The organism is Candidatus Woesearchaeota archaeon (genome assembly GCA_018303405.1).
GTDB lineage: Archaea > Nanobdellota > Nanobdellia > Woesearchaeales > JABMPP01 > JAGVYD01.
In genome coordinates, this window is sequence record JAGVYD010000012.1 from 1 (window position 1) to 24695 (window position 24695).

Genomic DNA, 24695 nt, shown 5'->3' on the forward strand with positions numbered 1-24695 from the left:
CAAAAATACACTTTTGAAGAATACCAAAGTGTAAGGAATCAGAGTCGGCTTACAGATTTCAACTAAACGCTGTGGGCTTCAGCCCACGGTAGTTTACAATCCACACAATGAAGATTAAAGAATTATTTTGCAAGAAACACCTGGTTTTTCACTTTATTCTGGATGTATGCCCTGACATTGTCCAATGATGTGTCCAGGATTCTCTGCAGCGCCTCCTGGCTGTTGAACGCATTGTGGGGAGTTATAATCACATTTTTCAGCTTGAGCAGGATGTGGTTTCGCAAAATTATCTTAAGCTCATCATTTGAAAATTTGGCTGAAAGCAGCTGGTTTTCCTCTTTAATCGCTGATTCCTCCTCAAGCACATCGAGGCCTGCCCCGCCAAGCTGGTTTTTCACAAGCGCCTGCACCAGCGCCTCTGTCTCGACAAGGCCTCCTCGCGCGGTGTTAATCAGGTAAGCCCCTTTTTTTATCTTGAAAACATTGTTCCTGTTGATTGTATGGTGAGTGAACTTATTATCCGGAAGATGCAGGGTAATGATGTCTGAGTTTGCCAAGAGATAGTCGAATTCAACATACTTGAAGCCGTTCCTGTGCGCCAGCTTTTCATTTGCAAATTTGTCATAGGCAATCACATTCATCTCAAATCCTTTCGCCATCCTTATGACGTGCAGCCCGATGTGGCCGGTGCCGATGACCCCTAATGTTTTTTTCCGCAGGTCAAAGCCCTGCAGGCCATCGATTGAGAAATCCGCCTTGACTGTCCTGTCATAGCTTTCGGGAATTCTCCTCGACAAGGCAAGTATCAGGGCAAATGTGTGCTCGGCCACGGTGTTTTCCCCGTAGAATGGCACATTGCAGACAATAATGCCCCTCCTGTCGCATTCTGCCAAATCAATATGGTCATATCCTGTCGACCTTGTTGCAATCAATTTAAGGTTGGGCAGCATGTCCAGGACTTTCTTTGTCAAATTAGAATAGATAAACACAGAAATAACCTCGCGGTCAAAGGCATCGTGGACATTGTCAAGCTTGAGCTCTTCGGAGAAGAATGTGACATCGCACCCGGCAAGATCGCTTTTCAGCGTAGCCTCTTCCCATTCCTGCACTTCAAAAAATCCCACTTTTACCCCTGTTTTTTTGCCGGATGGGCTGTACTTTTTCTTCACTAAAGGCACCTCTTTTATCCATTTCCAGATGCACAGGCAATATATATTTCTTTTTATATTGCGGCTTAGTAGAAAAGTTTACGTTTTGCCATCAATTCTGCGAGCACCTGGAAATAAGCAGACAGCAGTTTTCGAAGTTCCAGGGAGAAAACTGCCCTCATGAATAAGTATCTCATGCGAGCCGATGGCAAAACCTGAGCCTTCAGGCGAAGTTTTCTGCTAAGCTTATATTTGCATAGGATACCGGGATTGTGATGGGGTATTGGGATTATGGTGGCGCCAGGCATGCACAAAAACCGACAAGCATAAATATACCTTATGACACTGAATTTTTACCATGGGCATGCAAGAAGAACTCCATTACATTGAGCAGGAAGTCAAGCAATTGCGAGAAAGCCGCAAGTCCATGGAGGCTGAAGGCAGCACAGAGCAAAAGTCATTCCTTTACAAGAAAATCCTCCAATATGTTGACGGCTATATCTGGCGAATGAAAATAAGGATGTTCTGGATTGGCTTTTTCAACAAGGAGCTCAAGAGAAAGCTATACGTTGTGTCCGATTTCATTCTCAAGGCGCATGAATTTTTAATAGAGGAGTACAATGCCATTGCACAGCAGGCCGGCAAGGGAGAGGATGAAAACATCCTGGAATATCACATTGCCACGCAGCAGCTGGAGCACAAAATAAGGCAGCTGGACAAGGAAATCGAGGACAAGGCAAGGATTCTCGAGGAGACCAGGCAGAAGCCATTGTACAGGGAATTAGGTGCTATGCTGACACTTCGCCTTGTCGCGGCCATCTTTGTCAACCTGGAAAGGGACACCGTGCACACAAGCAAATTTGCAGAAGAGCTTGGCAAAAAATTCCTCCAGCTCAGGCCAGGCAGCAAGGATTCCCCCCTGAGCGGCAACAGTTGCCATCGCCCTACAAATAAGTGGTTCCCGTTGTAAACTGGACTTTCTAACTCTTATTGCAATTTAATCAATAATGTCCGGATAGAATCCTCTGTCTTTTCGCGCCATAATTTGACCGAGTCAAATTAGGGTTTATTTTTTTCCCCCTCGGCCAGAGCAGGGGAGAAAAATAAAGTCGTTGGAACAATGACCGCGAATGCCTATAGAACAATCAGTATACTGCAATTTATTCGCAAATTTAACCGATATCTTTATAAATTAACTATCATTAACATTGTTAACATGAAACTTCTAACTCCTCAGGAAATCGAGGTTTGGTACATCCTGCCGGCAGTCCGCCGGGAACTGGCCAAAATCATGATCAGCACAAAGGGCATGTCGCAAAAGCAGGCGGCAAAAGTCCTCTATTTGACCGAGCCGGCCATTTCCCAATACCTCAAGGAAAAGCGCGGCAAGGATGTCAAGTTCAATAATGCGGTCCAGCAGGAAATGAAAAAATCAGTGGACACAATCCTTGCCAACCCATCTCCATCATCCCTTATCTCTGAATTGCAGCGCATCCTAAAGGTCACCAAGCAGAACATGATTCTCTGCAGCGTGCATAAGAAAATTGACTCCAGCATCCCGCATGACTGCAATCAGTGCGTGAAATGGTGGTAGGGCTTTCTCTTCAAATTGTTTTACAATTGTTATTACTCTAGCATAGTATTCTTTTCCAAAGGTTTTTATACTACAGTTAATTATGAAGCTTTTCAGGGTGATATCAGTGTTTGAAAATACAGAAACTCCTGCTACAATGAAGCCCCTTGAAGCAATTCTCGCACCTGAGTATGAAAATGTCTTGGCTCCAGTCATCAGGCATGACAAAAAAGAAATGAGACGGAACCGGGACAGGATAGCCGAAGTGGCCGGGCACTACATGATGGCTGCCAAGCAATTCCATCCTGTGTACAAGGAAATTATTGGCGACTATGACTCACTGGGCTCAGACATCACAGAAGCCTTTATCCCTGATTCCAGTCCAACGGATTCAACCATCTCTTCCCTCAGGGAAAAGCTGGAAGGGCAAAAAACCATGCTTGCTGCGTCCCAGGTCGAATTGCTAATGACACTTGTCGACCGGAATCTGCCGATTGAAGAACAGGCAAAGCGATATCTTCTGAACATTCACGATTTAAATCAGAGGCTCGATAACATCGGCACTATCCTTGGCGAGGCAGCGGAATGGACATCCAATCCTGAAAAGGCAGCCAAATTTCAGGCCTTAGCTGCAAAAGTCCGAAATGTCTATGACAGGTTGCAGCATGCAGCTATTGACAAAATGCCCGGGATATATATCTCTCGGGCCGAAACACACTGATTTTTCTCTTAAATCTCATTTTTTTATCCAAAAAATAACAATTTATCCATATTTCTATAGTTTTCGGATGGAAATATTTATATATTAGTTGTGTCATAGATAGACAACTATACGATTGTGTATACTGACAATGTATGTTGATGTCAATGGCAAAGAAAAAAACCATCCCGGAAAACGTACCTGTCCCTGACAACTGTGAACGAGTCTTTGTGACCTTCACCGACGACGTGACTGTTTCTGATGGAGAAAAGGAGCTTGTTGTGGCAATAAACATTGAATTTGCCTTTGATGTGCCGCTGGACAACACTTATGCGGATGTGCCAGTATTGCTGAACAACAGCGCTGCGGCAGGCAGGCTGCCTGGCAGTGACTTGGCTTAGAAATTCTCCGGTTTGTTCTAGCTATTTGCCTTCCTGGCCTTGCCCGGGCTCTTTTCCATGGAAATAACTGCTTTCATGGAGGCAATGGCCACTTCAATCTGCTTGTTGTCCGGCACAGCTGTTGTCATCTTCTGTATCCAAAGGCCCGGCTGAACCATAATATTAATCAGCCAATTATCCTCAAATTTTGCGCCCAATTTCAGAATCTCATAAGCTATCCCTGCAATAACAGGAAGCAGGAGGATTCTCCACAAAAATTTCTCCCAAAAGCCAAAATAAGCCGGCACAAAAGAATAGACAAGGATGCTAAGGAAAATCACGATAAACAGGAATGTTGTTCCGCATCTCCTGTGGATTGGCGAATATTTCCTGACATTCTTGGGGGCAAGGGCTTTGCCCTGCTCATGGCAGGCAATGGACATATGCTCAGCACCGTGGTACATGAAAAGCCTTTTCACATCCTTCATCTGCGAAATCAGCCAAATGTACAGCACGAAAACCCCGAGCTTGAGCAAGCCTTCAATCAGGTTGAATAAAAAGCCTTGGCCAATCCCCGTAAGCCATTTGCTTATCTGTTGCGTGGCAAAAAGCGGTATGAGCTTGAAAATCAGCAGGGCCATCACAATTGAGATCAGCACTGTGAAGAATATCTCAGTGTTCGATGCCTTGTCCTCTTCGCCTGATGCCTGGCTCGCCGAAAAATTCAATGCTTTCATTCCCAAAAAAAGTATCTCAAAAAGCATGGCCATGCCGCGGAAAAAGGGCAGGCTGAACAGGTAGACCCTTTCAGAAATCGGGTTGAGCTTTTCTTTCCTTATGGCAATCTTGCCGTTCGGCTTCCTGACAGCAACTGCCATGTTCTTCTTGCTCTTAACCATGACGCCTTCAATCACTGCCTGCCCGCCGTAGGTTTGTTCTGCCATGTTGATAATAACCTGTCGCTTCAAAAATTGTAAAACATACTCATTATCCTATCATTTCCTGGCCCTGCCGCCCATGTAATCCAGTCGTATTCCTGCCTGGTTGGCATAAACCGTTATCCTCTCATCCCTGTAAAATTCCATGTAATGCACTGCCCTTATCCCTGAATTTGCGGCGAGCTTAAAGCATGTCAGGCAGGGCGAGGCTGTTATGAATATCTCCGAGTTGTCGATGTTCACCCCGTTTCGTGCAGCCTGGGCAATCGCATTCGCCTCTGCATGCACTGTCCTGACGCAATGGTCATGCTCCATGTCATGACCCACATCATCGCAATGCGGCGCGCCCCTCACGCTCCCGTTGTAGCCTGTTGACAAGATTGTCCTGTTCCTGACAATTACAGCCCCGACATGCTTCCTGTCGCATGTGCTTCTCGTTGCGACCTGGTCCGCAATGTTCATGAAGTAATTGTCCCAGTCAACCCTTTTGACATCCCTTTGCATTTTCTCCTGTGGTTTTTCTGCTGCCATCTTGCTCCCCCTTCCAGCTTCTCCCAGCTTTTTCTATTGAAATTATGTTTGTCCGGATATTTTTTTCCAGAATGCATTTGTATTTTTTTGCAATTCTGCAAGGCTGCCTTCATTGATTATTGTGAAATCCGCCATTGCAATTGGCCCTGCCTTGTGGCTGTTCTCAATCTCGGCCTTGTCGCGCGAGGCCGCTTCCTCATGTGCCAATGGCCTGATTTTCCTTTCTGCAAGGCGCTGGTACCTTGTCGCCGGTGACGAGGCAATTGCGAGCACAATCATCTTTTCCCCGAATTTTTCCCTGAGGAAAAGCCATTCCTCCCAGCTGTAAAGCCCGTCCGCAATTACGCTTCCTTTTTCCAGTGCCTTCTCAAGCTTTCCGGCATTCAGCCTGGCAAAGGCGTCCATTCCATGCTCTTTCCTCAATCCTTCGCGGACCATTCTTTCATTCTTCTCATTGACATCAAGCCAGCGTCTTTTCAGCTCCTCCATTGTCACGTCGCCAAACCTGACATAGGCAAGGCCATGCTTTTTCAGAAATTCAGAAACCTCGGTTTTTCCAGAGCCGGTCATGCCCACAATTGAAATGATTTTGTTCATATCCCAAAAGATAAATGACGGATATAAAAAGATTGACATAATTTTGGGCATAGTAAGTGTAGAAAAACATATAAACTTGAATGGTCTAAGATTGAGAATGGCATTGCTGAATCTGACACTTGATGTGGTTCTTTCTTTGGTCGCCGGCTTGACCATATTTTGGCTGTCAAGAATCTTCTTAAAAAGAAAATTTGATAATTTTTATGAAGCATATGGTCTAAGTTCAAGCTTTCTAAATTGGTTGTATGCTTTCTATATGGTAATATTCTTTTCATTGATGATCCTTACAATTTCGATGCTATCATTGATGACCTGCAGAGGAGAGTGTTATTACCTATTAATCTTTTATCCATTTTGGCAGTTTGCACCGTTCATCGTTGCCGCATTTCTTGGATTAATAATAATCTTGTTGCTTAAAGACGGCTATTTTATGACTTTTGTGCGTAGCGTGCCTAAAATATATTATCATGCCATCTTAGGTACTCTGTTCTTATGGGCTATTCTATCAGGCACAGATTTCTTAGAAATATTGCTGGGGCTTCGCGGCAATTGGCTATATGAGGCAATTAACGCGCTACATTATAAATTCTATTGGCCATTTATTGAACTTATAAGTGCAAACTATCATCACATAATTGCGATTATGATTGTGTTTTATCTATTTCTTCTGCTTTTCTTCATGATAAAAATACCTTCTAACTATCTGCCACACTATGTTATCATATTGGTAACTCTCCTTATTGTAAACACCTTTTTTCTTAGTGAAGGCGCGGAATTTTTGTATTATGTGGGTATACCTTACATCTTCTCACTTATTATCCTCGTCCCATTAAGAGAGTTTCAGACTAAAAAGTTGTTGATGGTGTTTGGGGCGCTGATTGTTCTGATCCTCCTATTTTTTATGCCCACACTTATTTCACATTTTACTCAATTTAGAGATGCAGCTAGTGAGGATAGCATAACGGTCAAATTTATTTGTCCTGCATGTGACAATCCTGAAAATTTGAACTATGCCTTTTACAAAATATGCTCTCGTAATTATTTCAGCAATCTGATGCCAGAAAAGGTTCAGCCAAATTATTACCGACAGAATGGCCTCGAGCGCTGTGATACCGGTGAAGACTGCTATTCCGTGATGTGTTTGATGGAAAACACAGGTGGAACAGCAACAACTAGATTTGGGCTGTACTCCTCGATACTTGATTGGCCACAAGGGAGTGTACAATCACTTAGATTCAACAATTTCACAACTAAAGATGATTGCACTGAATACTGTATCCATGAAATGAATTCTGTTAATGATTTCAATACTGAAATGGAACAAACTCAACTTACTGGCATTATTGATGACTACGCAGTGTATTTTGGCACAATTGATTCTAATAATCCTGTTAAAAATTGTGCATGTGAATTATTTATAACAGAAACAGAATAACATAAAATAGACCGAATTCATTGTGGACCGAAAGATTCAATACTCAATCCCCTTCCTCGCCTTTATCCCTCTTTGCCAGGGGTGCTTGACTTTCTGGATTACAGAAACATAGTCAGCGTGCTGGAACAATTCTTCAGGCGCGTCGCGGCCGGTGAAAACAAGCTCAACATTGTCGTGCATTTGCAGAAGCATTCCTGCATCTTCCATGGAAAGAAGTCCCTTGTCCAGGGCGCAGTTAATTTCATCCAGTATAACAAGCTCATATTCTTTCGATTTTAAAATCTCAAGCGCTTTTTCATATGCAAGCCGTGCGGCCTCAATTTCCATCTCATCGGGCTGGAAAACAAATTTCGCCTTCTGCTCCCGCAGGTTCTGCATGATTTCCTCCCTATTCTGGACTGCGTCAGCGCCGTACTGCTCAATTGTGAAATCCTTCTTGAACGATTCCGCGCTTTTTATCTCGCCGGTAAACCCACTTTTCAGGAATTGTATCATGTAAACCCTGTAGCCGTTTCCCAATGCCCTGGAAGCCAGCCCCAATGCAGCTGTTGTCTTGCCTTTGCCGTCGCCGGTGTAGATGTGCACCAGGCCAAGCTTGCTTCTGTCATCATCTCCCTGCACCACAATCGGTTTTTTTATTTTTGTGACCATCCCATTACCTCTCCTTTCTGTTCCCCGAAATCCAAGTCTCATCAGCCCTTATCGCTGCAGTGTCTTAATCTCCTCTTTGAAGGATGAAATGTCCTTGAATTCCTTGTAAACTGAAGCAAACCTCATATAAGCGACTTCATCCAGCTTCTTGAGCTTTTTCATGACCAGCTCTCCGATATATGCGCTTGAAATCTCCCCCTTCCCAAGCGATCTCAGCTTGCCTTCAATCTCCCCGACCAGGTGCACAATCCTTTCCTCTGTTATTGGCCTTTTTTCAAGGCAAAGCCTTATGCCTTTCTCGAATTTGGCCTTTTCAAACGGCTCTTTGGTGCCGTCTTTCTTGATGACAGTCAAATCAAGGTTCTCCACTTTCTCATAAGTGGTCCATCTTTTCTCGCATTTCAGGCATTCCCTTCTCCTGCGTATGGTCTGGGCATCTTCAATGTCCCGCTTATCAATCACTTTGGATTCAGAATTCGAGCAATACGGGCATTTCATGTCATTAACCCTCTTTATGATTTTGGGAACCATAATACAATATATTGTATTATTGCCACCTTACACCCCAATATATTGTAGTATCAGGCTTTTGCTATATATAAATATTTGTATACTTGAAAACAAGGTTTATGCTGATTCGGGCCCACTCTGGCCTTGTCCGAAAACTCGCCTTCCGGCTCGGTTTGGGCATCCGCTCAGCATTGCGGCTTCCCGCGAATTGCATTTTTCTCCTCTGCAACCCCGAAAAATGCATAATCCCTCCGGGAATGGGCTACGCAAAATTGATGCCCAAACTCACTTTTCGGACAAGGCCGCCCACTCCAGTATTATATAAAAAGGGAAATAACCAGGTAGGATAAAGCTGCAACAGCAGCAGATACCGGAATTGTCAGGATCCAGCTCCATAAAATCTTATTGGCAACTCCCCATCGCACTGCAGAAACCCTTTTTGCAGCCCCCACTCCCATAATGGAGCCGGCAATTACATGAGTTGTGCTGACAGGTATGCCAAACTGGGTTGCGCCAATAATCACGCTGGCACCGGCTGTTTCCGCGCAAAAGCCGTTGACAGGCCGAAGCTTGGTAATCTTATGCCCCATTGTATGGATGACCTTCCTGCCGCCAATCAGTGTGCCAAGGGCAATGGTTCCATGCGACAAAAGCACAATCCAAAAGGGCACGTAGAACTCTCCACTGAGGTAGCCGGCGCTAAAAAGCAGGATAGCAATAATCCCCATGGTTTTCTGTGCATCATTTGTGCCGTGGCCTAAGCTATAGACGGAAGCAGAAATCAATTGAAGCCACCTGAAGTGCTTGTTCACTTTCCGTGGGTCGCTGTTCCGGCTGAAATGGAAAACTATTGCTGAAAATAGCATGGCGCCAACCAGGCCAAGCAAGGGTGCCACAAAAATGAAAATAACAACTTTGGTGACACCTGAATAAATTATGGATTTGAGGCCAGCCTTGGCAAGGCCTACTCCCACCAATCCGCCTATAAGGCTGTGGCTTACTGAAATCGGGAAGCCCTTCCTGGTCATCAAATACACCCAAAAAATTGCGCCACACAAAGAAGCAAGGACTACATAGGGAGTTACAAGATTCGAGTCGATAATCCCCTTGCCAATAGTTTTTGCGACCGCAACGCCAAATACAAAAGCCCCCGCAAAATTGAAAAAAGCCGACATGAGTACCGCTGCCCTAAGTGATAGGACACCAGTCGCAACAACTGTGGAAACTGCGTTCGCAGCATCGTTGACTCCATTTCCAAAGTCAAATATGAGTGCAACAAGAATAATGATTATGACCAAAATAAGGCCGCCATCAAGCATGCTTCACCACAATCCCTTCAATGATTACCCCTATTTTGCAGGTCTTGTCTGTAATTGACTCCATAAGCTCATAAACATCCTTGTATTTGATAATCTCAATGGCATTCTTATTTTCCCTGAACAGCACTGCTATTGATTCAGACAGGACATCATCCGCATCCCTCTCCAACTGTTTCAGCTTATTGCAGTGCTTTTCGACTTCCTTCAATTGCCTTAGGTTATGCATGACCAGGTGGATTTCCTTGACGCCTTCGTGGATGATTTTGGAAAATTCCTTGATAAACTTGTCAACCTTTTTTATGTTGTGCACATAAAACATATTCCCGACATTGTCTATCGCGTCGATAATGTCATCCAGGAGATTGGCCAGATTATGGATGTCCTCCCTGTCAATCGGCGTAATAAAAGTCTTATTCAGCTTTTCAACCAATTCCCTGATGAGCTTATCCCCCTCATGCTCATATCTTTTCAGGTCCCGGATATGCCTTTGCCTCTTGGAGTGGATTGCAGAATTATAAGTATTGACCAGTGTCCTGAATGTCTCAGCCGATTTAAGGGCAAGCTTGGACTGCTTCTCTAAAAGTTTATAGAAGGTTTCGTCCCTCGGAAAAAGCCAGTTTAAGACCCCCATATCCGGTTAGTAGCAGATGTTAATTTAAATACCTATCGTCGCAACAGCTCAAGGTCGAAATTAATTGTTCATGGGGCCGCCCGGGAGATTTTTAGTAAAATCTCGTAAAAACAGGTGAGGCATAAAGCCTCTCGACGCGATCTAATGCAACCTTAAATTTCGCTATACCAACAAGGAGCGACGCATCAATATTGCAGAATGAAAGCTCGCAAGACTAAAAGGATATGGGGCTGCCCGGATTCGAACCGGGGTCACGAGGTCCCGAACCTCGAAGGATACCAGGCTACCCCACGGCCCCTTAAATCCTGTGAAAAACAATCCAGATGGAATACTATTTGTTATTTAAAGATGCCGGCATGGGTGTGATTTGCACAGTGCACCCAAGCAAATCATTTTTTCAGAGAAAAAATGTGTTTGGGTTCTATCCTTTCCCAGGGGATAGTACGATATCTTTAAATACTAGCATAAAATCCTCAGACTGGGTTAAGAAGGGTCCTAAATCATCTTTATACATGGAACCTCTGGAGTATATTATATGGTATCTACAAAAAGCTATGGCTCGACCAAGCGTTTCGGGGCCAGATATGGAAGAAGTCTCAGGCAAAAGCTGGGAGTAATAGAGGAAGAGCAGAGAAAAAAGCATAAGTGCGTGTTTTGCCACGCCACCCAGGTCAAGAGGCTTGCGGTCGGCATCTGGTATTGCCACAAATGCAAGTCCAAGTTTACCGGCAAGGCCTATGGCATTTCAAAGAAAATTTCATTTGAGGAAACCCCTAAAACCGAGAACATTGCCGAACAAATGGGCACATCCATGGAATCTGCCGTTGAAGGCCAGGACATTCTTGATGAAAAGAAAGAGGATGAATAAAAATGACTCTCTACAAATGCTTTGATTGCGACAAGAAGGTTGCGGAGACCTATATCAAGAAAAAGGTCAGGTGCCCTTACTGCGGAAGCAAGATGCTTTACAAGCCAAGGACAACCAGCACAAAAGTCAAAGCACGATAATAGCCAGGGCATTTGCCATGCCTGGCAAATCCACCACTGCACATGAAATTCCATGCCCAGATAAAAGTTGAGGACAAAAAGCCAGCCAGGCTTGCCAAGGCATTTTCAGCCGAGCTGGGGAATCCCAGGAAGGACAGGTCAACACTCAGGATTCAGCAGAAAAAGGGGCAGGTGCTTTTCAGCATTGATGCGGTTGATGCAGTTGCGCTGCGGGCAGCCGCGGACTCGCTTATCAAGCTTTTGATTGTTTACGAGAAAATGGGGGAAATTTCAGGGCAATCTTCCACGGAAGAATAGCCCGCATTATCCCGGGGCAAAAATGGAAAATACAGAAGATAAGATTCAGCAAATGCAGATGATTGAGCAAAATCTCCAGAATTTCTTGATGCAAAGGCAGCAATTCCAGATGCAGCTTATTGAAGTCCAGTCAGCCCTCGAGGAGCTGAAGGGCAAGGAAAATGCCTACCACATTGTTGGCAACATAATGGTGTCCACCAGGCAGGCAGACCTTGTGAAGGAGCTTTCTGAGAAGAAAAACATGCTCGAACTCAGGATCAGCAACCTGGAAAAGCAGGAATCAAGGCTCAAAGAGAAGTCCAAGTCAATCCGCCAGGAAGTGCTCGAAGGGCTTCAGAAAAAAGGTGAAAAGAAATAGATCGCCATAAGCATGCAACGAGGACAGGCGCAATTCATTTTGCTGACACAGCAGTTGCAACGAGAGACAAAAATGCTAGGAAAGGACAACTCAAACGCCAAGCCAAAGATACAGGACGTAATAGATGCTTTGCAGGACATAGCGAGCGACAATACTGTGCCAAGGAACATCAAGGGCAAGATCGAGGCGACCCTTGGAATCTTGCGAGAAAATACTGAGCTTTCTATAAGGGTCAACCGTGCCCAGAACGGGCTGGACGAAATCGCAGATGACATCAACCTCCAGCCTTATACAAGGACGCAAATATGGAATGTTGTCTCAATGCTTGAGAAATTCTCCTAAAACTCCAATATAACCTTGTCCCCGATATGGCCAATACAGTCCTATCCGGTTCGCCCTTTTTCCGGCCCGGCCTTGCCGACCCCGCCTGTCCTTCCTGCATTTTCTTTTCCATTATCCTTTTTATTCAGGACATGCACAGCATTCGTGTCAAAATGCACATTTGGGATGTAAATGGCATCACCCGACTCTGTTACAATATGCGTGTCATGATAGCCGATTTTTTGCACTTTGCCCGCCACCTTGCCGGTTTTGATGATGTCCCCCCTGCCAAAAGGCTTTTTTTGCACAAGCTTCAGATAGCTGATGAAATTTGGCAGGAAGTCAAGGCTGCTGATGGAAAAAGACGCAAGCGCAACAATCAAAATTGCTCCAATGATGGTGTAAAAAACAGCTGATGTTATGCCAAGCTGGTTGAATGCCACGACAATCGTGAAGAAGTATATGCCAAATGTGACAAGCTCAGCAATGATTTTTCTCGGTGAAAGCTTTCCCTTAAGCCTGAACAGCCTGTCGATGCTTAATTCTGCCAGGATTTTGTCAATAAGCTTGCCCACAAACCTTCCGGCGGCAAAACCCACCAGCAAAATTATGACAGCTATGACTGCATTGACAAGCAGATTTGCCACATGGTCCTGGAGCCAGTTAAAGGCAGCAACCATTGTTTCCTGTGTTTGTGCCATAGGATTCATGCTTATTCAGTAGTTTTTAAAGTTTCCCAGTTGGGGCATGAAAAGAAGGCTCTGTCCAGAGACTTGGTTTTGGCATCAATTTTGTGAGACTTATCAATCCTCACATAAAGCATTTTTCGGAGTTCCAGAGAGAAAAATGCAATTTTTCCCGGAGTTGAAGGCGAACAGATGCCAAAACTCGAGCCGAAGGCGAGATTCTGGACAGAGCATGAAAAGAATTAACTTTAATATAACCCCCTGCCATCCTATAACCATGGTTGACTATCTGGAACAGATTAAGCAGTTCGAAGATGAAATCAGGAAGACCCAGTACAACAAGGCTACCCAGCACCACATTGGCCTTGTCAAGGCAAAAATTGCAAAACTGAGGGAAGCCCATGAAAAAAGGCAGGCCTCAAAGGGGGGCGGCCAGGGTTATGCAGTCAGGAAAAGCGGGGATGCAACTGTTGTCCTTCTTGGCTACCCTTCAGTTGGAAAAAGCACACTCCTGAACAAGCTGACAGATGCAAACTCGCCTGTGGGCGCCTATGCCTTTACGACCTTGACAGTCATACCGGGTTTGCTGGAGCACAAGCACGCCAAAATTCAGATACTGGACGTGCCAGGCATTGTAATGGGCGCAGCATCGGGCAAGGGAAGAGGGAAGGAAGTTCTTGCAATAATCCGCTCAGCCGACCTTATCATCATATTGATCGATGTCAATGCGCCCGAGCATTATCGCATCATCCGCAAGGAAGTTTATGATTCCCATGTCAGGGTCAACCAGAGCAAGCCTGATGTCAAAATAAAAAAGGTGGCCCGCGGGGGAATAAAGCTTGGCACAACTGTCAAGCTGACAAAAATTGACCCGGCGACAATCAAAAGCGTAATGCAGGAATTCAAGCTCAACAACGCAGATGTCCTGATAAGGGAAGATGTCTCAGTTGACCGCTTTATAGACTCCATTGAGGCGAACAAGCATTACATCCCTGCAATAACCGTTGTCAACAAAATTGACATGGCAACGAATGACCAGATAAAAAAAGTAAGGGAAAAAATCAAGCCTGATATAATGATATCAGCCGAGCAGTCATTCCACATCAATGAGCTGAAGGAGCTCATCTACAAGAGGCTGCAATTCATGAACATTTACCTGAAAGAGCCCGGCAAGGAAGCTGACATGAAAATCCCACTGGTCATGAAAAAGGCAAGCACAATCAGGGATGTCTGCGAAAAGCTTCACAGGGATTTTGTGCAGAAATTCAAGTTTTCCAGGATATGGGGCAAGAGCGTGAAATTCAGCGGCCAGAAAATCATCAAGCTCGACCATAAATTAATGGACAATGACATTCTTGAACTGCATTTGAGATAATTGAGCTGTCTACCTCTGAGATTATATTATTTTATATCATTTCTGTATTTTATATCATTTCTGGAAGAATAATTCACCCCATCCCATCATGAATTAAGGCATGGCTCAATAATTTTATCTCGCTGACTTTGTACTCATCTGCCTGGTTCATAATTTTGTAGAGCCTGTGCGGATAATCATATTTTCGCAAGGTAGGGATACGTATTTTATCCCCTACCAAAGCCTTTTCCAATATTCGGAGGGGGTCATTTGACAATTCATCTGCCATCGGACCTGAATAATCCTTGGAGCGTGGTTCGATACCGATAAAAATGTGATAATCACTTCCCTCTTCAACAGTGCTATCAACCAAATCAGGGCTTATTTGGATATACACTCCGGTATTGGGGATTTCCGGATTCTCGGCTTGCAAAGGAGACGGAACTTCTGATACGTGCGCAAATTTTACCGATTTAATCGTCCCGGTCAGATAACTTTTCGCCACTGCATCTGGATCAGGAGATACCAAATTATAGTGGTGTGGATATTTTCGAGATTTTTCTATTTTGCCCGGAACCAGTGCGCCGTTTGGCAGGGTTTGTGTGTCCCATAAGGGTCTTCTCTCGCTTTGCTGGATGCATGCTTCCAATCCTCCAACAGCCGCGACACCCGATCCCAATGCAAACGATTTCAAAAAAGTTCTTCTGTCCATTGTAGTTTTCCACTTCTAATACAAGCTCAGCAAGTCTAATATTTACCTCTCTATTATAGTAAAAACTCTTTCTTTAAAAGTCTTTGCAGGGCAGGGCCTTGTCCGAAAACTCGCCTTCCGGCTCGGTTTGGACATCCGCTCAGCATTGCAGCTTCTCATGCATTGCATTTTTCTCCTCCGCAACTCCGAAAAATGCCTAACCCATCCTGGAATGGGCTTCGCAAAATTGATGCCCAAACTAACTTTTCGGACAAGGCCGCATGGCAGTGCATCATATGGTGAAAAATATCACAAGACTAATATAAGCTCAGCAAGTTCCATATCATAAATGGCACTCGAACTTGAACGCATCCCGAACACTGAATCCCTCAAGCCCAAGCCGGCATTCGAGGAACGGTATACAACGCTTCTTGGGGAAAGATATCCGCAGTTTATGGAATGCTCATTGTCTTTCCTCAGGAAATCAATTAGGGTGAATACGCTGAAAACAGATGTCGGCACTATTGTAAAGCGATTGTCGCCAAAATGGAAGCTTACACCTGTCCCATGGTGCGCAGAAGGCTTCTGGATTAAGGGGGAAAGAAGGGATGTTGGAAATTTGACAGAGCATGCATTGGGCTACATTTACATCCAGGAAGCGGCATCAATGATCCCGCCAATTGTCCTGGATGTCGGGCCCGGGCAATCCGTTCTTGACCTTTGCGCAGCGCCAGGCTCAAAATCAACCCAGATTGCACAATATCTCCAGAATTCAGGCGCGCTTATCTGCAATGATTTCCTCGGCGACAGGATAAAGGCCCTGGGGATGAACCTGCAGAGGTGCGGAGCGATGAATACAGTAATCACGCAAACCAAAGGCCATAGGTTCAAGGAGCTGAATCTGGAATTTGACAGGATACTGGTTGACGCGCCATGCTCTGGAACAGGCACAATTAGGAAATCCCTCAGGACTCTCAAGATGTGGAATCCGAACATGGTCAGGCGGCTGTGCGGAATACAGAGGGAACTCATTCGCACCGCATGGGGCCTTTTGAAGCCTGGCGGAATAATGGTTTATTCAACCTGTACTTTGGAGCCGGAAGAGGATGAAGGAGTTGTTTCTGATTTCCTGGCCGGGCATTCGGATGCAGAACTCCAGAAAATTGATTTCAAGGGAAGCAGGAGTCCTGCCATCCTGGAGTTTGAAGGCCGAAAATATGATGGTGCTGTCAGGAATTGCCTGAGGCTCTGGCCGCAGGACAATGACACAGAAGGATTTTTTGTGGCAAAATTCAGGAAAAAATAACCTGTTTTTATATTCCAATGGGAATAATTCAAGCATTAAAATTTATAAAGAGTTTCTTTCCCCAATGTATTGCAGCGATGGTGCTTGAACGATCATGATGGTGTTTGAATGAGCATAATATTATCCAATGGCTACAGGGAGACGGCAGAAGTTGAATTCTCAGGAAAGCATCCTGATATTTTCATGACATATGCCATGGCCAGGCTTGTGAAAAACCTGGCAGAAAAAACGCATGAAATTGATTCAAATGGCTCAGGCCTGCTGGGCAGGTTCAGGGCTGACCTTAACGGGCAGCTGGGCACTGTCAGGCACGAGCCTGGCAAGGTCACTCCCATAAGGCTGAGCATTGCAGGCCAGCTCGTGATTCCTGACGGTGTTGACTTTGAGGGGATTGCATACCAAACTCTTGAAGAACAGCTGAGGGAGTCAGGCTACCTTGATACAGGCAATTTTTCCCTGGACAATGCCATAATTGACCACAGCAGGATTACCCCGCAGGCTATCAACATCAATGCGACCTCAAATGGAAACAAGTTTGCTGATTCTGCCATTGCCTATGGCCATTATATCCGGCCGCCCCATGGAATACATGGAACCTTCCCGTCCCTTGAAGTGGCAAAAAAAATCGATGAGACCCTGGACAACCTTGTAAGGCTGAAGAAGAATGAGTTGATGCCCGACGGAAAAGTGCATGTCACAGTTGAGCACAGGAAAGACGGATTTGATGTCGTGGATGTTTATCTGTCCGTGGCCCACGCGCCTGGCCTGAACTCAGACTACAGGGAGACAATAAAAAAGCACATTATTGCAAACCTGCCGGAATACAGGCTCGGCAGGGCCCATTGGCATATCAACGAGGGGGATTTTGACCAGTATTTTATCCAGGCAGACTCAGGGGTAAGCAAGGCCAAGGACCCGGAGATTATTACAGGGGGCCTCCATCAGCTCGGCACTGACAAGGTCTGGGGGAAATGCATGTACAAGGCCAGCAGTGTCATTATTCCATATGCTTTTGCTCTCTCAAGGGCAGTTGCCGAGGAAACAGGGGCAGGTTTTGCATCGGTAAGGGTCAGCTCAAAATACGGGCAGAAAGAAGCTGACATTGAAATTGCTGACCTGGATTTTTTTCTCGGGGATGACCGGCCGTGTATCAGCGATGCTTTGCAGCACATGCCAAGGGACAGGAAGCAGATACTCGGGCTGCTTGGGATGGACACCGGCATTGCAGCATACCGCCAATTCAATGACGTCGCTGGCTTCCATGGCAATGATAAGCCTTGGAAACAGCACAATGCAGGGCTCCGCGCCCTATTCCATAAGCACCTGAGCAATGCCATAAGCGACAATGAGTGATGGCCACTGCCACAACAACATTAAGCATCAGCATTAATGGTGTCATTTCTTTTGCAAAAAATATTTATAGTCTAAAAAATGCATCCAAGCCATGTCAACAAAAATGTGGGTCGATGGCTCATGCCACTTGTGCAACAGGCACACGCTTAAGAAATGCGACGGCTGCAGTAAGTTTGCCTGCGAAAGCCATTCAAAGGTCATTAAGCTGGGAGGCTACACGCTTGATGTATGCACTGTCTGCATGAAAGGTATGAAGCCCGGCGCTAAGATTGGCGGCGTGATTATTACAGAAAAGGCTATGGAAGATATCTGAGAATGCTTATTTTTGCCCGCCAAAGCAAAGCTTTAAATACTAAAGATTTTTTACAAATCTCAGCATTCTGAGAGAAGTTCTGGGGAATTACTAGCGGAACTTAAGGCGAGCATTGAGGCCAGATAAACGAGCCAAAGCCGAGTCAATAAAGGAAACAGAGGCGAATAAAAAAATGGATACGGAAAATATCTTCCAAAAAGGAACCACAACAGTTGGAATTGTCTGCAAGGACGGAATAGTGCTGGCCGCTGACAGGCGGGCCACAGCTGGAAACCTGATTGTGAATAAGAGGACAGAGAAAGTCCAGCTGATAAATGACAATATGGCCATCACAATGGCAGGGACAGTGTCTGATGCTCAATTGCTTACAAAGTTAATAAGGGCGGAAACGACCCTGAAAAAGATCAGGAGCGGCAGGGAGCCGAATGTCAAGGAAACAGCCAATCTGCTGGCCAACATGGTCTATGGCAATATCAGGAAGTTTTCAATCATTCCGGGAATTGCGCATTTCCTCATGGGCGGCAAGGATGATGAGGGATTCCACATTTACGATATCTTTGCAGACGGCTCTATTACAGAAGTGGATGATTACATTACATCCGGCTCAGGCAGCGTGATGGCCTACGGCGTTCTGGAAACCCTCTTCAAGAAGGACATGTCAATTGACGACGGCGTTAAGCTGGCAGCAAAGTGCATAAACGCAGCCATGCAAAGGGACACCTATTCCGGCAATGGCATTGATGTTGTCACCATAACCAAGGATGGCCTCAAGAAAGTGCTGTCAAAGGATTTGACGCCAGTGTTGGAGATATAAAAGAAATATAAGAAAAGGAATCCCGGCGGCAAAAGCGCCATCCAGGTGCCAATAATCAACTAAATCAACCTGGTTAATTTATGAAACTAACAACAAAATAACACTAAAAACAATATCTGAGATGAAAATGCTGAAATGTGATATTCTATGATGAATGAAATCTTAAAGGAAGTTATGAAATTTTTGCCAGAGGACAAAATAAGCGACGCTGGTTTTGAAGGCGCAAACATTGTGCTATACACCAAGGACACTGATTTTTTCCTGAACAACAACGGCATAATCAAGAAAATAGTTGACAATATCAAGAAAAGGGTTGAATTGCGGCCTGACCCGTCAATAACCCTGAATGCTGAAAAGGCTGAAAAGGAAATCAGGAAGCTCATTCCGGAAGAGGCCAACATTGACCAGATAATTTTTGACCCGCAGCGCTCTGTTGCAATTATCGAGGCTGAAAAGCCCGGCATTGCCATTGGGAAGCAGGGAAGCCTTCTCCGCGACATAAAGAACGCCACATTCTGGGTGCCGGTGGTGAGGCGAACCCCCCCGTTAAAATCCAAGATAACAGAAAACATCCGCGCTGTGCTTTACCAGAACAGCGAGTACAGGAGAAAGTTCCTGAACAAGGTCGGCCACAGGATTTATGACGGCTGGATAAGGGGCAAAAAGAGCGAATGGGTAAGGGTCACCTATCTCGGCGCGGCCAGGGAAGTTGGCAGGAGCGCTATTTTCTTGCAGACTCCTGAGTCAAGAATACTGCTGGATTGCGGCGTCAACGTCGCCTCCGAGGAAAATGCATACCCTTACCTTGAGGTGCCCGAATTCAAGATTGAGGAGCTTGACGCAGTCATAGTTTCCCACGCGCATCTTGACCACTGCGGGTTTATCCCGTATCTCTATAAGTTTGGATACAAAGGCCCGGTTTATTGCACTCCCCCGACAAGGGATGTCATGGGCCTACTCCAGCTCGACCTTATCAAGATTGCCAGGGGCGACGGCAAGGAAGCAATTTACACGACAGATGACATCAAGGAAATGATGAAGCACACAATCACTCTTGATTTTGAGGAAGTGACTGATGTCACTCCTGATGTTAGGATCACATTCTATCCGGCAGGCCACATCCTGGGAAGCGCAATGGTCCATCTGCACATTGGAAATGGGCTGCACAACCTGCTTTACAGCGCGGACACAAAATTTGGCAAGTCACAGCTTCTGGACGCAGCAGTAACCGAATTCCCGAGGCTCGAGACCTTGATGATAGAGGCGACATACGGCGGGAAGGACAACATCCAGCCGACAAGGCAGGAATGCGAGGCTCAATTTGCTGATATAATCAAGACAACAGTCAAGAACGGGGGAAAAGTCCTTGTTCCGGTTCTTGGAGTCGGCAGGGCCCAGGAAGTCCAGCTCGTCGTCGAGGAAATGATTCGCATGGGCGAATTGGAAAAAATACCTGTTTATGTGGATGGCATGGTTTGGGATGTGACGGCAATCCACACAGCCTATCCTGAATACCTCAATACCTTTGTCCGCAAGCAAATTTTCCACAAGGATGCAAACCCATTCTTGTCCGACATTTTCAAGCGCATCGGAAGCCAAAAGGAAAGGATTGAAGTCCTTGAGGAAAAGGGGCCGGGCGTTATCCTTGCAACATCAGGCATGCTGACAGGCGGGCCGTCAGTGGAATACTTTAAGGCATTGGCATCAGGCTCCATGCATTCGATAATTTTCGTTTCATACCAGGGCGAAGGAAGCCTTGGCCGAAGGGTCCAGCGCGGCGAGAAGGAAATCATTTTCACTTATGGCAACAAGCAGGAGATGATTAAAGTCAATATGAATGTCCATACCATTGAGGGATTATCCGGCCACAGCGACAGGCGTCAGCTCATGAGCTTCGTGCACAAGTGCAACCCCAAGCCAAAAAAAGTCATTGTAAACCACGGCGAGTCCAGCAGGTGCCTTGACTTGGCGTCGTCTATCCACAAGGCCAACAGGATAGAAACTGCAGCGCCGAGAAATCTTGAGACAATAAGGATTAGGTAGATAGACAGGGAATAAGGTGGCTTGAGCATTAAGCAGGGGGATAATGAAGAATTCTATAATTGAGGGATGGTTTATAATCGAGAGATGGTTTGCTCAGCATAATAATCCCTGAGCAAATTCTCAGTAGCATGGATAAAAGGGCCCGCCCTTTGAAATGATTGGCCGTCAACAGGTATTTTTCCAGTAATTTTCAATTGCAGGCTTTGCTTGCCAGAAGCCTTTGATGCAGGGGTATGGTAAAATGAGACATTCGAGACCTCTGGCGCAACGGCCATGCCCAGCTTTCCGGCAAGGTCCCTTATTATCCTTAATTGCGGGGATTTCTCAAAAGTCTTCATCATGGAAGGAGGCAAGCCAACCAAAGTTGACAGGTACATTATTTCGATTGCACCAGAATCCGGATACTGCAGCATCGACATGGTTGATGTGCCAGCGGGATTCAAGACATATGTCTCTTCAAATCCATTCTGGAGCCTGTCATATCTTTTGTCTTCAATGGGCTCCCTTGGCAATAATCTTCTCCCAACACCATTCAGTTTAATCATCCCCGCAGAACCAGTCAGGAGCGTATATCCCTCCGGGCCAACTTTTGAATCTATTGCATCCAGGAAATCATCGAAATTCTGCCGGGCCTGTGTAATCAGATATTTTCTCGGGTTGCCGAATACTTTCATCTCTGCAAATTCTTTCTCTGCCCTTTTAATTAGTGTTTCAGTTTCCATAACTGTCTTGACAAGAACAAAAATAAGATTATACCTGGTTTGCCTCCAGCTTTTCCTCCATTGTCTTGAATTCCTTCCTGAGGCTGTCCAGCTGGACTTTCTTGTAAGGATTAATCTGCCCCATCTTCTCATCCCATTCAAGGACGCTGATTTTATCCCTCATTGTCACTAATCTTGACCGTATCTGCTCGTCTGTCATTCCGACCGTGGCCTGGGCATTTTCCATTATAAAGCACCTCTGCTTCCACAACCCCTGTATTCTTTAAAGATAAGAATTATCGAACTTCTATTCAGCAAAAGTGCAAGCTATTTAAAGGTTTGGGATGCAGTCAGGAGGTCATGGAGAGGAAAAAGAAGGGAAAGTTGCAAAAAACCAAAAAAAATGCCTATGACTTGGTTGTTTTTGACCTGGACGGGACCATCATTGACAATGTTAAATATATTTGGCAGCTGATCCACACTTATCTTAAAACAGACCAGAAAAAAAGGGAGCATTACAGGCAGCAGTTCTTTGCAAGGGAAATTCATTATGCTGAATGGGCGCGCATGGACATAAAGCTGTGGAAAGAAAGGCAGGCAAGGAAAAAAGACATCATGCGGGGCATGTCATCAATCAGGCTCATGAACGGGGCACGGCAGACACTGATGGCCCTTAAAAAATCAGGGCATAAGCTTGCAATCATTTCAGGCAGCCTGAACATCGCCGTGGAAAAAGTGCTCCCGGAATACAGGGAAATTTTTGATTATGTGCTTGTGAACAAAATTTATTTTCGCCGGAACGGGGAAATCAGCCGCATCATTCCAACAAAATATGATATCGAGCACAAGCTGACCGGCCTGAAGCACATTTGCAGGCTGGAGAATATCCATCTGAGCAGGACCGCTTTCATAGGCGACAATTATAACGATATCCATATCGCAGAGGCAGCTGGCCTGTCTATTGCTTTTTGCCCTAATTCAAAGGATCTTGAAAAAGTGGCTGACGTAATCATCAGGAAAAAGGATTTGCGCCTTGTTCTTCCGCACATAACCGAATAGCTTTGAATTTAGCTTGGCGCATGCCCAGGCCAAGCTTTGCCCATCCCGCCTGTGCATAATTCATTTGTTGATTCCCGGTATTTTTGGAAATCCGGAAACCACCTTTTCATTCAGCTTTTTTACCAGGTCTACAATAAAATTGATATTGTCCTCCACAGTTCCCATCAGGGTTTCCAGGACATTCCTATCCTCCGTCATCTTCATAATCTGCTCGACAAAGCTGGACATGCAAAAGGCCTGCGGGAAATTGCCATGCTGTTGTCCGCTATGCTGGTCGAAATGCTCGGCGCAGAGGTACAAATCAGTTGAAAATTCTATGGCATCAAGCAGCATCTTTCTTGCCTTGGCGAGATTCCTTGACCTTATATAATGGCTGACCAGCCACAGTGTGGGCAGAAAGAAGGGCAAGACTGCATCTTCATACCTTTTTACAGCCCCCTTGTCCATTATTAATTTCTCCTCAATCAGCTTGAGTGTTGCCCTCATTTTCCTGTCACCCGGCTCGACCAGGCCATAATCCTCCACCGCAAGCACCGAGATGTCAATTTGCGCATCCTCGTCATAATTCTGCAAAAAGGCCTGCCTTTGCTCTGACCAGGCATTCCTTGTAATCTCGCTTTTCATTTTGCTCCTTGTTTTTTCCCAAGAATCTGGATACTTGTGCCCGAGCACATTGGCCATTCTGATTGCCGACTCCAGGCCCACAAAGCACAGAACTTTTCCATAAACCCAATGCTCTTTTCTTTCCCTGAATTCCCATATCCCGTTCTCCGGCCTGTTGTAATTAGCCTGAATCCAATTTGCGGCTTTCCTTATCTTTGTCCAGCAATGCTCAAGCATCTCCACATCCTGAGTGAAAACATAATAAAGGTAAGTGGTGTGGAGAACACTCCCCTCGCTGTCAAGCTGCAGCTGGTTTTTGGCGCCATTATTGACACGAATAATCTCTTCCATATTGGGCCCTCTTAATTTCTTCAGGACCATCTCTTTAGGGGCAGTCTTGCCGTTTATTGTGTAGAATGGCTGCTTCCAGTGGCCATCATTGCCTTGAATGAAATAAAAAAACCTGAGCTGCCTCTTAACTTCCTCAAAATGCCCGGTCATCAGCAATGCCCTGCTCATAAAATACGAATCCCTTATCCAGCAGAATCTATAGTCCCAATTGTCTGTCCCCGCGGGCACCGCAGGAAAACTTGCAGTCGGCGCAGCAATCATTGCGCCTGTCTTTTCAAATATCAGCAGCTTCATGGTCAAAAGGCTTCTCTCCAGCATTTTGCTGAATTCCATATGGTCCAGCTTAATTCTTTTTCCCCTGTCCATCCAGTCCTGCCAAAATTTTACTGCTCTCCCAAACTCCAGCTCGGGATCAATGTACTTTGCCCTGTTCAGCATGCCCCTCACCGCCCGTGCGGTCTCGCTATAGGCCAGCACAAGGCTGGCATTCCTCTCTCCTCCCTCCTTCAGCTTGAAATCCTTGAAATTCTCCGGCTTCAGGTAAATGCCGAGGCTGGCCATGGGCTTTTTGGAAATCATCTGCGTTTCAGCCAGGTCCTTAAACTTTTTTTGGGAGCTGCCTATCCCTGAATTAACACGGATTGAGAATCTCCTTGTTTTGGGCGCAAGGTTTTTCACAGAAACGATTCTGAAGAGGAATCTCTGTTTCCACGGGAAGAAATCAGTGATGGTCATGGTTGTCTGCTTAAAGGAAATTGTTGTCTGCAAGACATTGGTTTTCGGGATATAGGCCTGTTTTGTGTTTTGGACCAGGAGCTCCCTGTTGTTGTCCAGCAGCGACAGGCCGAAGCTTTGCCCTGAAATCCTGTCCAGGGCCCTGGAGTAGACAATATTTCCGTCGAATTTTGGCAGGCATAGCCAGTCAATTTCTGCGGTGGGTGAGACTAAAGCGCAGGTCTCCCCATTGCCAATAATCCCGTAATATTGCTGTCTTGGCATAGCAATCCTCTTGTGTTGTACCCTT

At 45.5% G+C, this 24695-nt stretch carries 30 protein-coding genes and 1 tRNA gene; 17 read left to right on the plus strand and 14 right to left on the minus strand.

The window, feature by feature from the left end:
• Positions 1–122: 122 nt before the first annotated feature.
• Positions 123–1169, minus strand: a complete 1047-nt coding sequence (locus J4227_04405; protein ID MBS3109742.1) for a hydroxyacid dehydrogenase — start codon at positions 1167–1169, stop codon at positions 123–125.
• Positions 1170–1506: 337 nt separating this feature from the next.
• On the opposite strand from J4227_04405, the gene J4227_04410 reads away from it, so the two are divergent.
• The 4 genes from J4227_04410 to J4227_04425 all read left to right on the plus strand — a co-directional run bounded on the left by J4227_04410 (position 1507) and on the right by J4227_04425 (position 3822).
• Complete coding sequence (locus J4227_04410; protein MBS3109743.1) at positions 1507–2118, plus strand: hypothetical protein; 612 nt, start codon at positions 1507–1509, stop codon at positions 2116–2118.
• A gap of 246 nt (positions 2119–2364) precedes the next feature.
• Positions 2365–2742: a hypothetical protein gene (locus tag J4227_04415; GenBank protein ID MBS3109744.1), complete on the plus strand. Its 378-nt coding sequence runs from the start codon at positions 2365–2367 to the stop codon at positions 2740–2742.
• A gap of 82 nt (positions 2743–2824) precedes the next feature.
• Entirely contained in the window at positions 2825–3442 is a 618-nt protein-coding gene (locus J4227_04420; GenBank protein ID MBS3109745.1) for a hypothetical protein, read from the plus strand.
• 146 nt (positions 3443–3588) lie between these two features.
• Positions 3589–3822 carry a hypothetical protein gene (locus J4227_04425; GenBank protein ID MBS3109746.1) on the plus strand — a complete coding sequence of 78 codons (234 nt, stop codon included), beginning with the start codon at positions 3589–3591 and terminating at the stop codon, positions 3820–3822.
• A gap of 17 nt (positions 3823–3839) precedes the next feature.
• On the opposite strand, the gene J4227_04430 is transcribed toward J4227_04425, so the two are convergent.
• The 3 genes from J4227_04430 to J4227_04440 all read right to left on the minus strand — a co-directional run bounded on the left by J4227_04430 (position 3840) and on the right by J4227_04440 (position 5867).
• Positions 3840–4745 carry a DUF1385 domain-containing protein gene (locus J4227_04430; protein MBS3109747.1) on the minus strand — a complete coding sequence of 302 codons (906 nt, stop codon included), beginning with the start codon at positions 4743–4745 and terminating at the stop codon, positions 3840–3842.
• A gap of 51 nt (positions 4746–4796) precedes the next feature.
• Complete coding sequence (locus J4227_04435) at positions 4797–5243, minus strand: deaminase (protein ID MBS3109748.1); 447 nt, start codon at positions 5241–5243, stop codon at positions 4797–4799.
• A gap of 69 nt (positions 5244–5312) precedes the next feature.
• Complete coding sequence (locus J4227_04440; GenBank protein ID MBS3109749.1) at positions 5313–5867, minus strand: AAA family ATPase; 555 nt, start codon at positions 5865–5867, stop codon at positions 5313–5315.
• Between the two features lie 97 nt (positions 5868–5964).
• On the opposite strand from J4227_04440, the gene J4227_04445 reads away from it, so the two are divergent.
• Complete coding sequence (locus J4227_04445) at positions 5965–7302, plus strand: hypothetical protein (GenBank protein ID MBS3109750.1); 1338 nt, start codon at positions 5965–5967, stop codon at positions 7300–7302.
• Between the two features lie 36 nt (positions 7303–7338).
• On the opposite strand, the gene J4227_04450 is transcribed toward J4227_04445, so the two are convergent.
• The 5 genes from J4227_04450 to J4227_04470 form a co-directional block, all read right to left on the minus strand.
• Positions 7339–7953, minus strand: a complete 615-nt coding sequence (locus tag J4227_04450; GenBank protein ID MBS3109751.1) for a cob(I)yrinic acid a,c-diamide adenosyltransferase — start codon at positions 7951–7953, stop codon at positions 7339–7341.
• A 48-nt stretch (positions 7954–8001) separates the two neighbouring features.
• Positions 8002–8451 (minus strand): transcriptional regulator NrdR, encoded by a 450-nt coding sequence (gene nrdR / locus J4227_04455; protein ID MBS3109752.1) that lies wholly within the window; start codon positions 8449–8451, stop codon positions 8002–8004.
• Between the two features lie 329 nt (positions 8452–8780).
• Complete coding sequence (locus tag J4227_04460; protein ID MBS3109753.1) at positions 8781–9782, minus strand: inorganic phosphate transporter; 1002 nt, start codon at positions 9780–9782, stop codon at positions 8781–8783.
• Positions 9775–10413: a DUF47 family protein gene (locus tag J4227_04465; protein ID MBS3109754.1), complete on the minus strand. Its 639-nt coding sequence runs from the start codon at positions 10411–10413 to the stop codon at positions 9775–9777. The genes J4227_04460 and J4227_04465 overlap by 8 nt, the downstream gene beginning before the upstream one ends.
• A gap of 225 nt (positions 10414–10638) precedes the next feature.
• A tRNA-Pro gene (locus J4227_04470) sits at positions 10639–10711 on the minus strand.
• Positions 10712–10948: 237 nt separating this feature from the next.
• Between J4227_04470 and J4227_04475 the strand changes: the two genes are divergently transcribed.
• From J4227_04475 to J4227_04495, 5 genes are all read left to right on the plus strand, one after another.
• Positions 10949–11281: a 50S ribosomal protein L37ae gene (locus J4227_04475; protein ID MBS3109755.1), complete on the plus strand. Its 333-nt coding sequence runs from the start codon at positions 10949–10951 to the stop codon at positions 11279–11281.
• The gene (locus J4227_04480; GenBank protein ID MBS3109756.1) at positions 11278–11421 is read left to right on the plus strand and encodes a DNA-directed RNA polymerase subunit P; all 144 of its coding nucleotides are present in this window, start codon (positions 11278–11280) and stop codon (positions 11419–11421) included. The genes J4227_04475 and J4227_04480 overlap by 4 nt, the downstream gene beginning before the upstream one ends.
• Before the next feature lie 12 nt (positions 11422–11433).
• Positions 11434–11718, plus strand: coding sequence for a hypothetical protein (locus J4227_04485; protein MBS3109757.1), 285 nt, complete (start codon positions 11434–11436; stop codon positions 11716–11718).
• A gap of 22 nt (positions 11719–11740) precedes the next feature.
• Positions 11741–12076 carry a prefoldin subunit beta gene (locus J4227_04490; GenBank protein ID MBS3109758.1) on the plus strand — a complete coding sequence of 112 codons (336 nt, stop codon included), beginning with the start codon at positions 11741–11743 and terminating at the stop codon, positions 12074–12076.
• Positions 12077–12148: 72 nt separating this feature from the next.
• Positions 12149–12418 (plus strand): UPF0147 family protein, encoded by a 270-nt coding sequence (locus J4227_04495; GenBank protein ID MBS3109759.1) that lies wholly within the window; start codon positions 12149–12151, stop codon positions 12416–12418.
• 41 nt (positions 12419–12459) lie between these two features.
• Here the strand turns inward: J4227_04495 and J4227_04500 are convergent, their stop codons facing one another.
• Positions 12460–13098: a mechanosensitive ion channel family protein gene (locus J4227_04500; GenBank protein MBS3109760.1), complete on the minus strand. Its 639-nt coding sequence runs from the start codon at positions 13096–13098 to the stop codon at positions 12460–12462.
• Between the two features lie 262 nt (positions 13099–13360).
• Here J4227_04500 and J4227_04505 point away from each other — a divergent pair, with 262 nt between their 5' ends.
• Positions 13361–14458 carry a GTP-binding protein gene (locus J4227_04505; GenBank protein MBS3109761.1) on the plus strand — a complete coding sequence of 366 codons (1098 nt, stop codon included), beginning with the start codon at positions 13361–13363 and terminating at the stop codon, positions 14456–14458.
• A 73-nt stretch (positions 14459–14531) separates the two neighbouring features.
• On the opposite strand, the gene J4227_04510 is transcribed toward J4227_04505, so the two are convergent.
• A complete protein-coding gene (locus J4227_04510) occupies positions 14532–15149 on the minus strand; it encodes a hypothetical protein (GenBank protein ID MBS3109762.1) in 618 nt (205 codons plus the stop codon).
• Between the two features lie 328 nt (positions 15150–15477).
• On the opposite strand from J4227_04510, the gene J4227_04515 reads away from it, so the two are divergent.
• The 5 genes from J4227_04515 (at position 15478) to J4227_04535 (ending at position 20957) form a co-directional block, all read left to right on the plus strand.
• Positions 15478–16434 carry an RsmB/NOP family class I SAM-dependent RNA methyltransferase gene (locus J4227_04515; GenBank protein MBS3109763.1) on the plus strand — a complete coding sequence of 319 codons (957 nt, stop codon included), beginning with the start codon at positions 15478–15480 and terminating at the stop codon, positions 16432–16434.
• 108 nt (positions 16435–16542) lie between these two features.
• Positions 16543–17787: a hypothetical protein gene (locus J4227_04520; GenBank protein ID MBS3109764.1), complete on the plus strand. Its 1245-nt coding sequence runs from the start codon at positions 16543–16545 to the stop codon at positions 17785–17787.
• Between the two features lie 91 nt (positions 17788–17878).
• Positions 17879–18100: a hypothetical protein gene (locus J4227_04525; GenBank protein MBS3109765.1), complete on the plus strand. Its 222-nt coding sequence runs from the start codon at positions 17879–17881 to the stop codon at positions 18098–18100.
• A 172-nt stretch (positions 18101–18272) separates the two neighbouring features.
• Positions 18273–18914 (plus strand): proteasome subunit beta, encoded by a 642-nt coding sequence (locus J4227_04530; GenBank protein ID MBS3109766.1) that lies wholly within the window; start codon positions 18273–18275, stop codon positions 18912–18914.
• Between the two features lie 150 nt (positions 18915–19064).
• Entirely contained in the window at positions 19065–20957 is a 1893-nt protein-coding gene (locus tag J4227_04535; GenBank protein MBS3109767.1) for a beta-CASP ribonuclease aCPSF1, read from the plus strand.
• Positions 20958–21028: 71 nt separating this feature from the next.
• On the opposite strand, the gene J4227_04540 is transcribed toward J4227_04535, so the two are convergent.
• Together J4227_04540 and J4227_04545 are read right to left on the minus strand one after the other, a co-directional pair.
• Positions 21029–21679, minus strand: coding sequence for a hypothetical protein (locus tag J4227_04540; GenBank protein ID MBS3109768.1), 651 nt, complete (start codon positions 21677–21679; stop codon positions 21029–21031).
• Positions 21680–21707: 28 nt separating this feature from the next.
• Positions 21708–21905, minus strand: a complete 198-nt coding sequence (locus J4227_04545; GenBank protein MBS3109769.1) for a hypothetical protein — start codon at positions 21903–21905, stop codon at positions 21708–21710.
• Between the two features lie 113 nt (positions 21906–22018).
• Here J4227_04545 and J4227_04550 point away from each other — a divergent pair, with 113 nt between their 5' ends.
• Positions 22019–22717, plus strand: a complete 699-nt coding sequence (locus tag J4227_04550; protein MBS3109770.1) for an HAD family phosphatase — start codon at positions 22019–22021, stop codon at positions 22715–22717.
• Between the two features lie 60 nt (positions 22718–22777).
• On the opposite strand, the gene J4227_04555 is transcribed toward J4227_04550, so the two are convergent.
• Entirely contained in the window at positions 22778–24670 is a 1893-nt protein-coding gene (locus J4227_04555; GenBank protein ID MBS3109771.1) for a glycoside hydrolase family 15 protein, read from the minus strand.
• Positions 24671–24695: the final 25 nt, after the last annotated feature.

What these genes read in the sequence shown, in the direction of transcription:
- J4227_04555 (MBS3109771.1), bottom strand. Translation starts at nt 24,670, where the DNA reads ATGCCAAGACAGCAATATTACGGGATTATTGGCAATGGGGAGACCTGC.
- J4227_04500 (MBS3109760.1), bottom strand. Translation starts at nt 13,098, where the DNA reads ATGGCACAAACACAGGAAACAATGGTTGCTGCCTTTAACTGGCTCCAG.
- J4227_04495 (MBS3109759.1), top strand. Translation starts at nt 12,149, where the DNA reads ATGCTAGGAAAGGACAACTCAAACGCCAAGCCAAAGATACAGGACGTA.
- J4227_04545 (MBS3109769.1), bottom strand. Translation starts at nt 21,905, where the DNA reads ATGGAAAATGCCCAGGCCACGGTCGGAATGACAGACGAGCAGATACGG.
- J4227_04510 (MBS3109762.1), bottom strand. Translation starts at nt 15,149, where the DNA reads ATGGACAGAAGAACTTTTTTGAAATCGTTTGCATTGGGATCGGGTGTC.
- J4227_04450 (MBS3109751.1), bottom strand. Translation starts at nt 7,953, where the DNA reads ATGGTCACAAAAATAAAAAAACCGATTGTGGTGCAGGGAGATGATGAC.
- nrdR (MBS3109752.1), bottom strand. Translation starts at nt 8,451, where the DNA reads ATGAAATGCCCGTATTGCTCGAATTCTGAATCCAAAGTGATTGATAAG.
- J4227_04530 (MBS3109766.1), top strand. Translation starts at nt 18,273, where the DNA reads ATGGATACGGAAAATATCTTCCAAAAAGGAACCACAACAGTTGGAATT.
- J4227_04475 (MBS3109755.1), top strand. Translation starts at nt 10,949, where the DNA reads ATGGTATCTACAAAAAGCTATGGCTCGACCAAGCGTTTCGGGGCCAGA.
- J4227_04505 (MBS3109761.1), top strand. Translation starts at nt 13,361, where the DNA reads ATGGTTGACTATCTGGAACAGATTAAGCAGTTCGAAGATGAAATCAGG.
- J4227_04435 (MBS3109748.1), bottom strand. Translation starts at nt 5,243, where the DNA reads ATGCAAAGGGATGTCAAAAGGGTTGACTGGGACAATTACTTCATGAAC.
- J4227_04550 (MBS3109770.1), top strand. Translation starts at nt 22,019, where the DNA reads ATGGAGAGGAAAAAGAAGGGAAAGTTGCAAAAAACCAAAAAAAATGCC.
- J4227_04490 (MBS3109758.1), top strand. Translation starts at nt 11,741, where the DNA reads ATGGAAAATACAGAAGATAAGATTCAGCAAATGCAGATGATTGAGCAA.
- J4227_04410 (MBS3109743.1), top strand. Translation starts at nt 1,507, where the DNA reads ATGGGCATGCAAGAAGAACTCCATTACATTGAGCAGGAAGTCAAGCAA.
- J4227_04430 (MBS3109747.1), bottom strand. Translation starts at nt 4,745, where the DNA reads ATGGCAGAACAAACCTACGGCGGGCAGGCAGTGATTGAAGGCGTCATG.
- J4227_04520 (MBS3109764.1), top strand. Translation starts at nt 16,543, where the DNA reads ATGAGCATAATATTATCCAATGGCTACAGGGAGACGGCAGAAGTTGAA.
- J4227_04460 (MBS3109753.1), bottom strand. Translation starts at nt 9,782, where the DNA reads ATGCTTGATGGCGGCCTTATTTTGGTCATAATCATTATTCTTGTTGCA.
- J4227_04415 (MBS3109744.1), top strand. Translation starts at nt 2,365, where the DNA reads ATGAAACTTCTAACTCCTCAGGAAATCGAGGTTTGGTACATCCTGCCG.
- J4227_04440 (MBS3109749.1), bottom strand. Translation starts at nt 5,867, where the DNA reads ATGAACAAAATCATTTCAATTGTGGGCATGACCGGCTCTGGAAAAACC.
- J4227_04515 (MBS3109763.1), top strand. Translation starts at nt 15,478, where the DNA reads ATGGCACTCGAACTTGAACGCATCCCGAACACTGAATCCCTCAAGCCC.
- J4227_04445 (MBS3109750.1), top strand. Translation starts at nt 5,965, where the DNA reads ATGGCATTGCTGAATCTGACACTTGATGTGGTTCTTTCTTTGGTCGCC.
- J4227_04540 (MBS3109768.1), bottom strand. Translation starts at nt 21,679, where the DNA reads ATGGAAACTGAAACACTAATTAAAAGGGCAGAGAAAGAATTTGCAGAG.
- J4227_04425 (MBS3109746.1), top strand. Translation starts at nt 3,589, where the DNA reads ATGGCAAAGAAAAAAACCATCCCGGAAAACGTACCTGTCCCTGACAAC.
- J4227_04465 (MBS3109754.1), bottom strand. Translation starts at nt 10,413, where the DNA reads ATGGGGGTCTTAAACTGGCTTTTTCCGAGGGACGAAACCTTCTATAAA.
- J4227_04525 (MBS3109765.1), top strand. Translation starts at nt 17,879, where the DNA reads ATGTCAACAAAAATGTGGGTCGATGGCTCATGCCACTTGTGCAACAGG.
- J4227_04535 (MBS3109767.1), top strand. Translation starts at nt 19,065, where the DNA reads ATGAATGAAATCTTAAAGGAAGTTATGAAATTTTTGCCAGAGGACAAA.
- J4227_04420 (MBS3109745.1), top strand. Translation starts at nt 2,825, where the DNA reads ATGAAGCTTTTCAGGGTGATATCAGTGTTTGAAAATACAGAAACTCCT.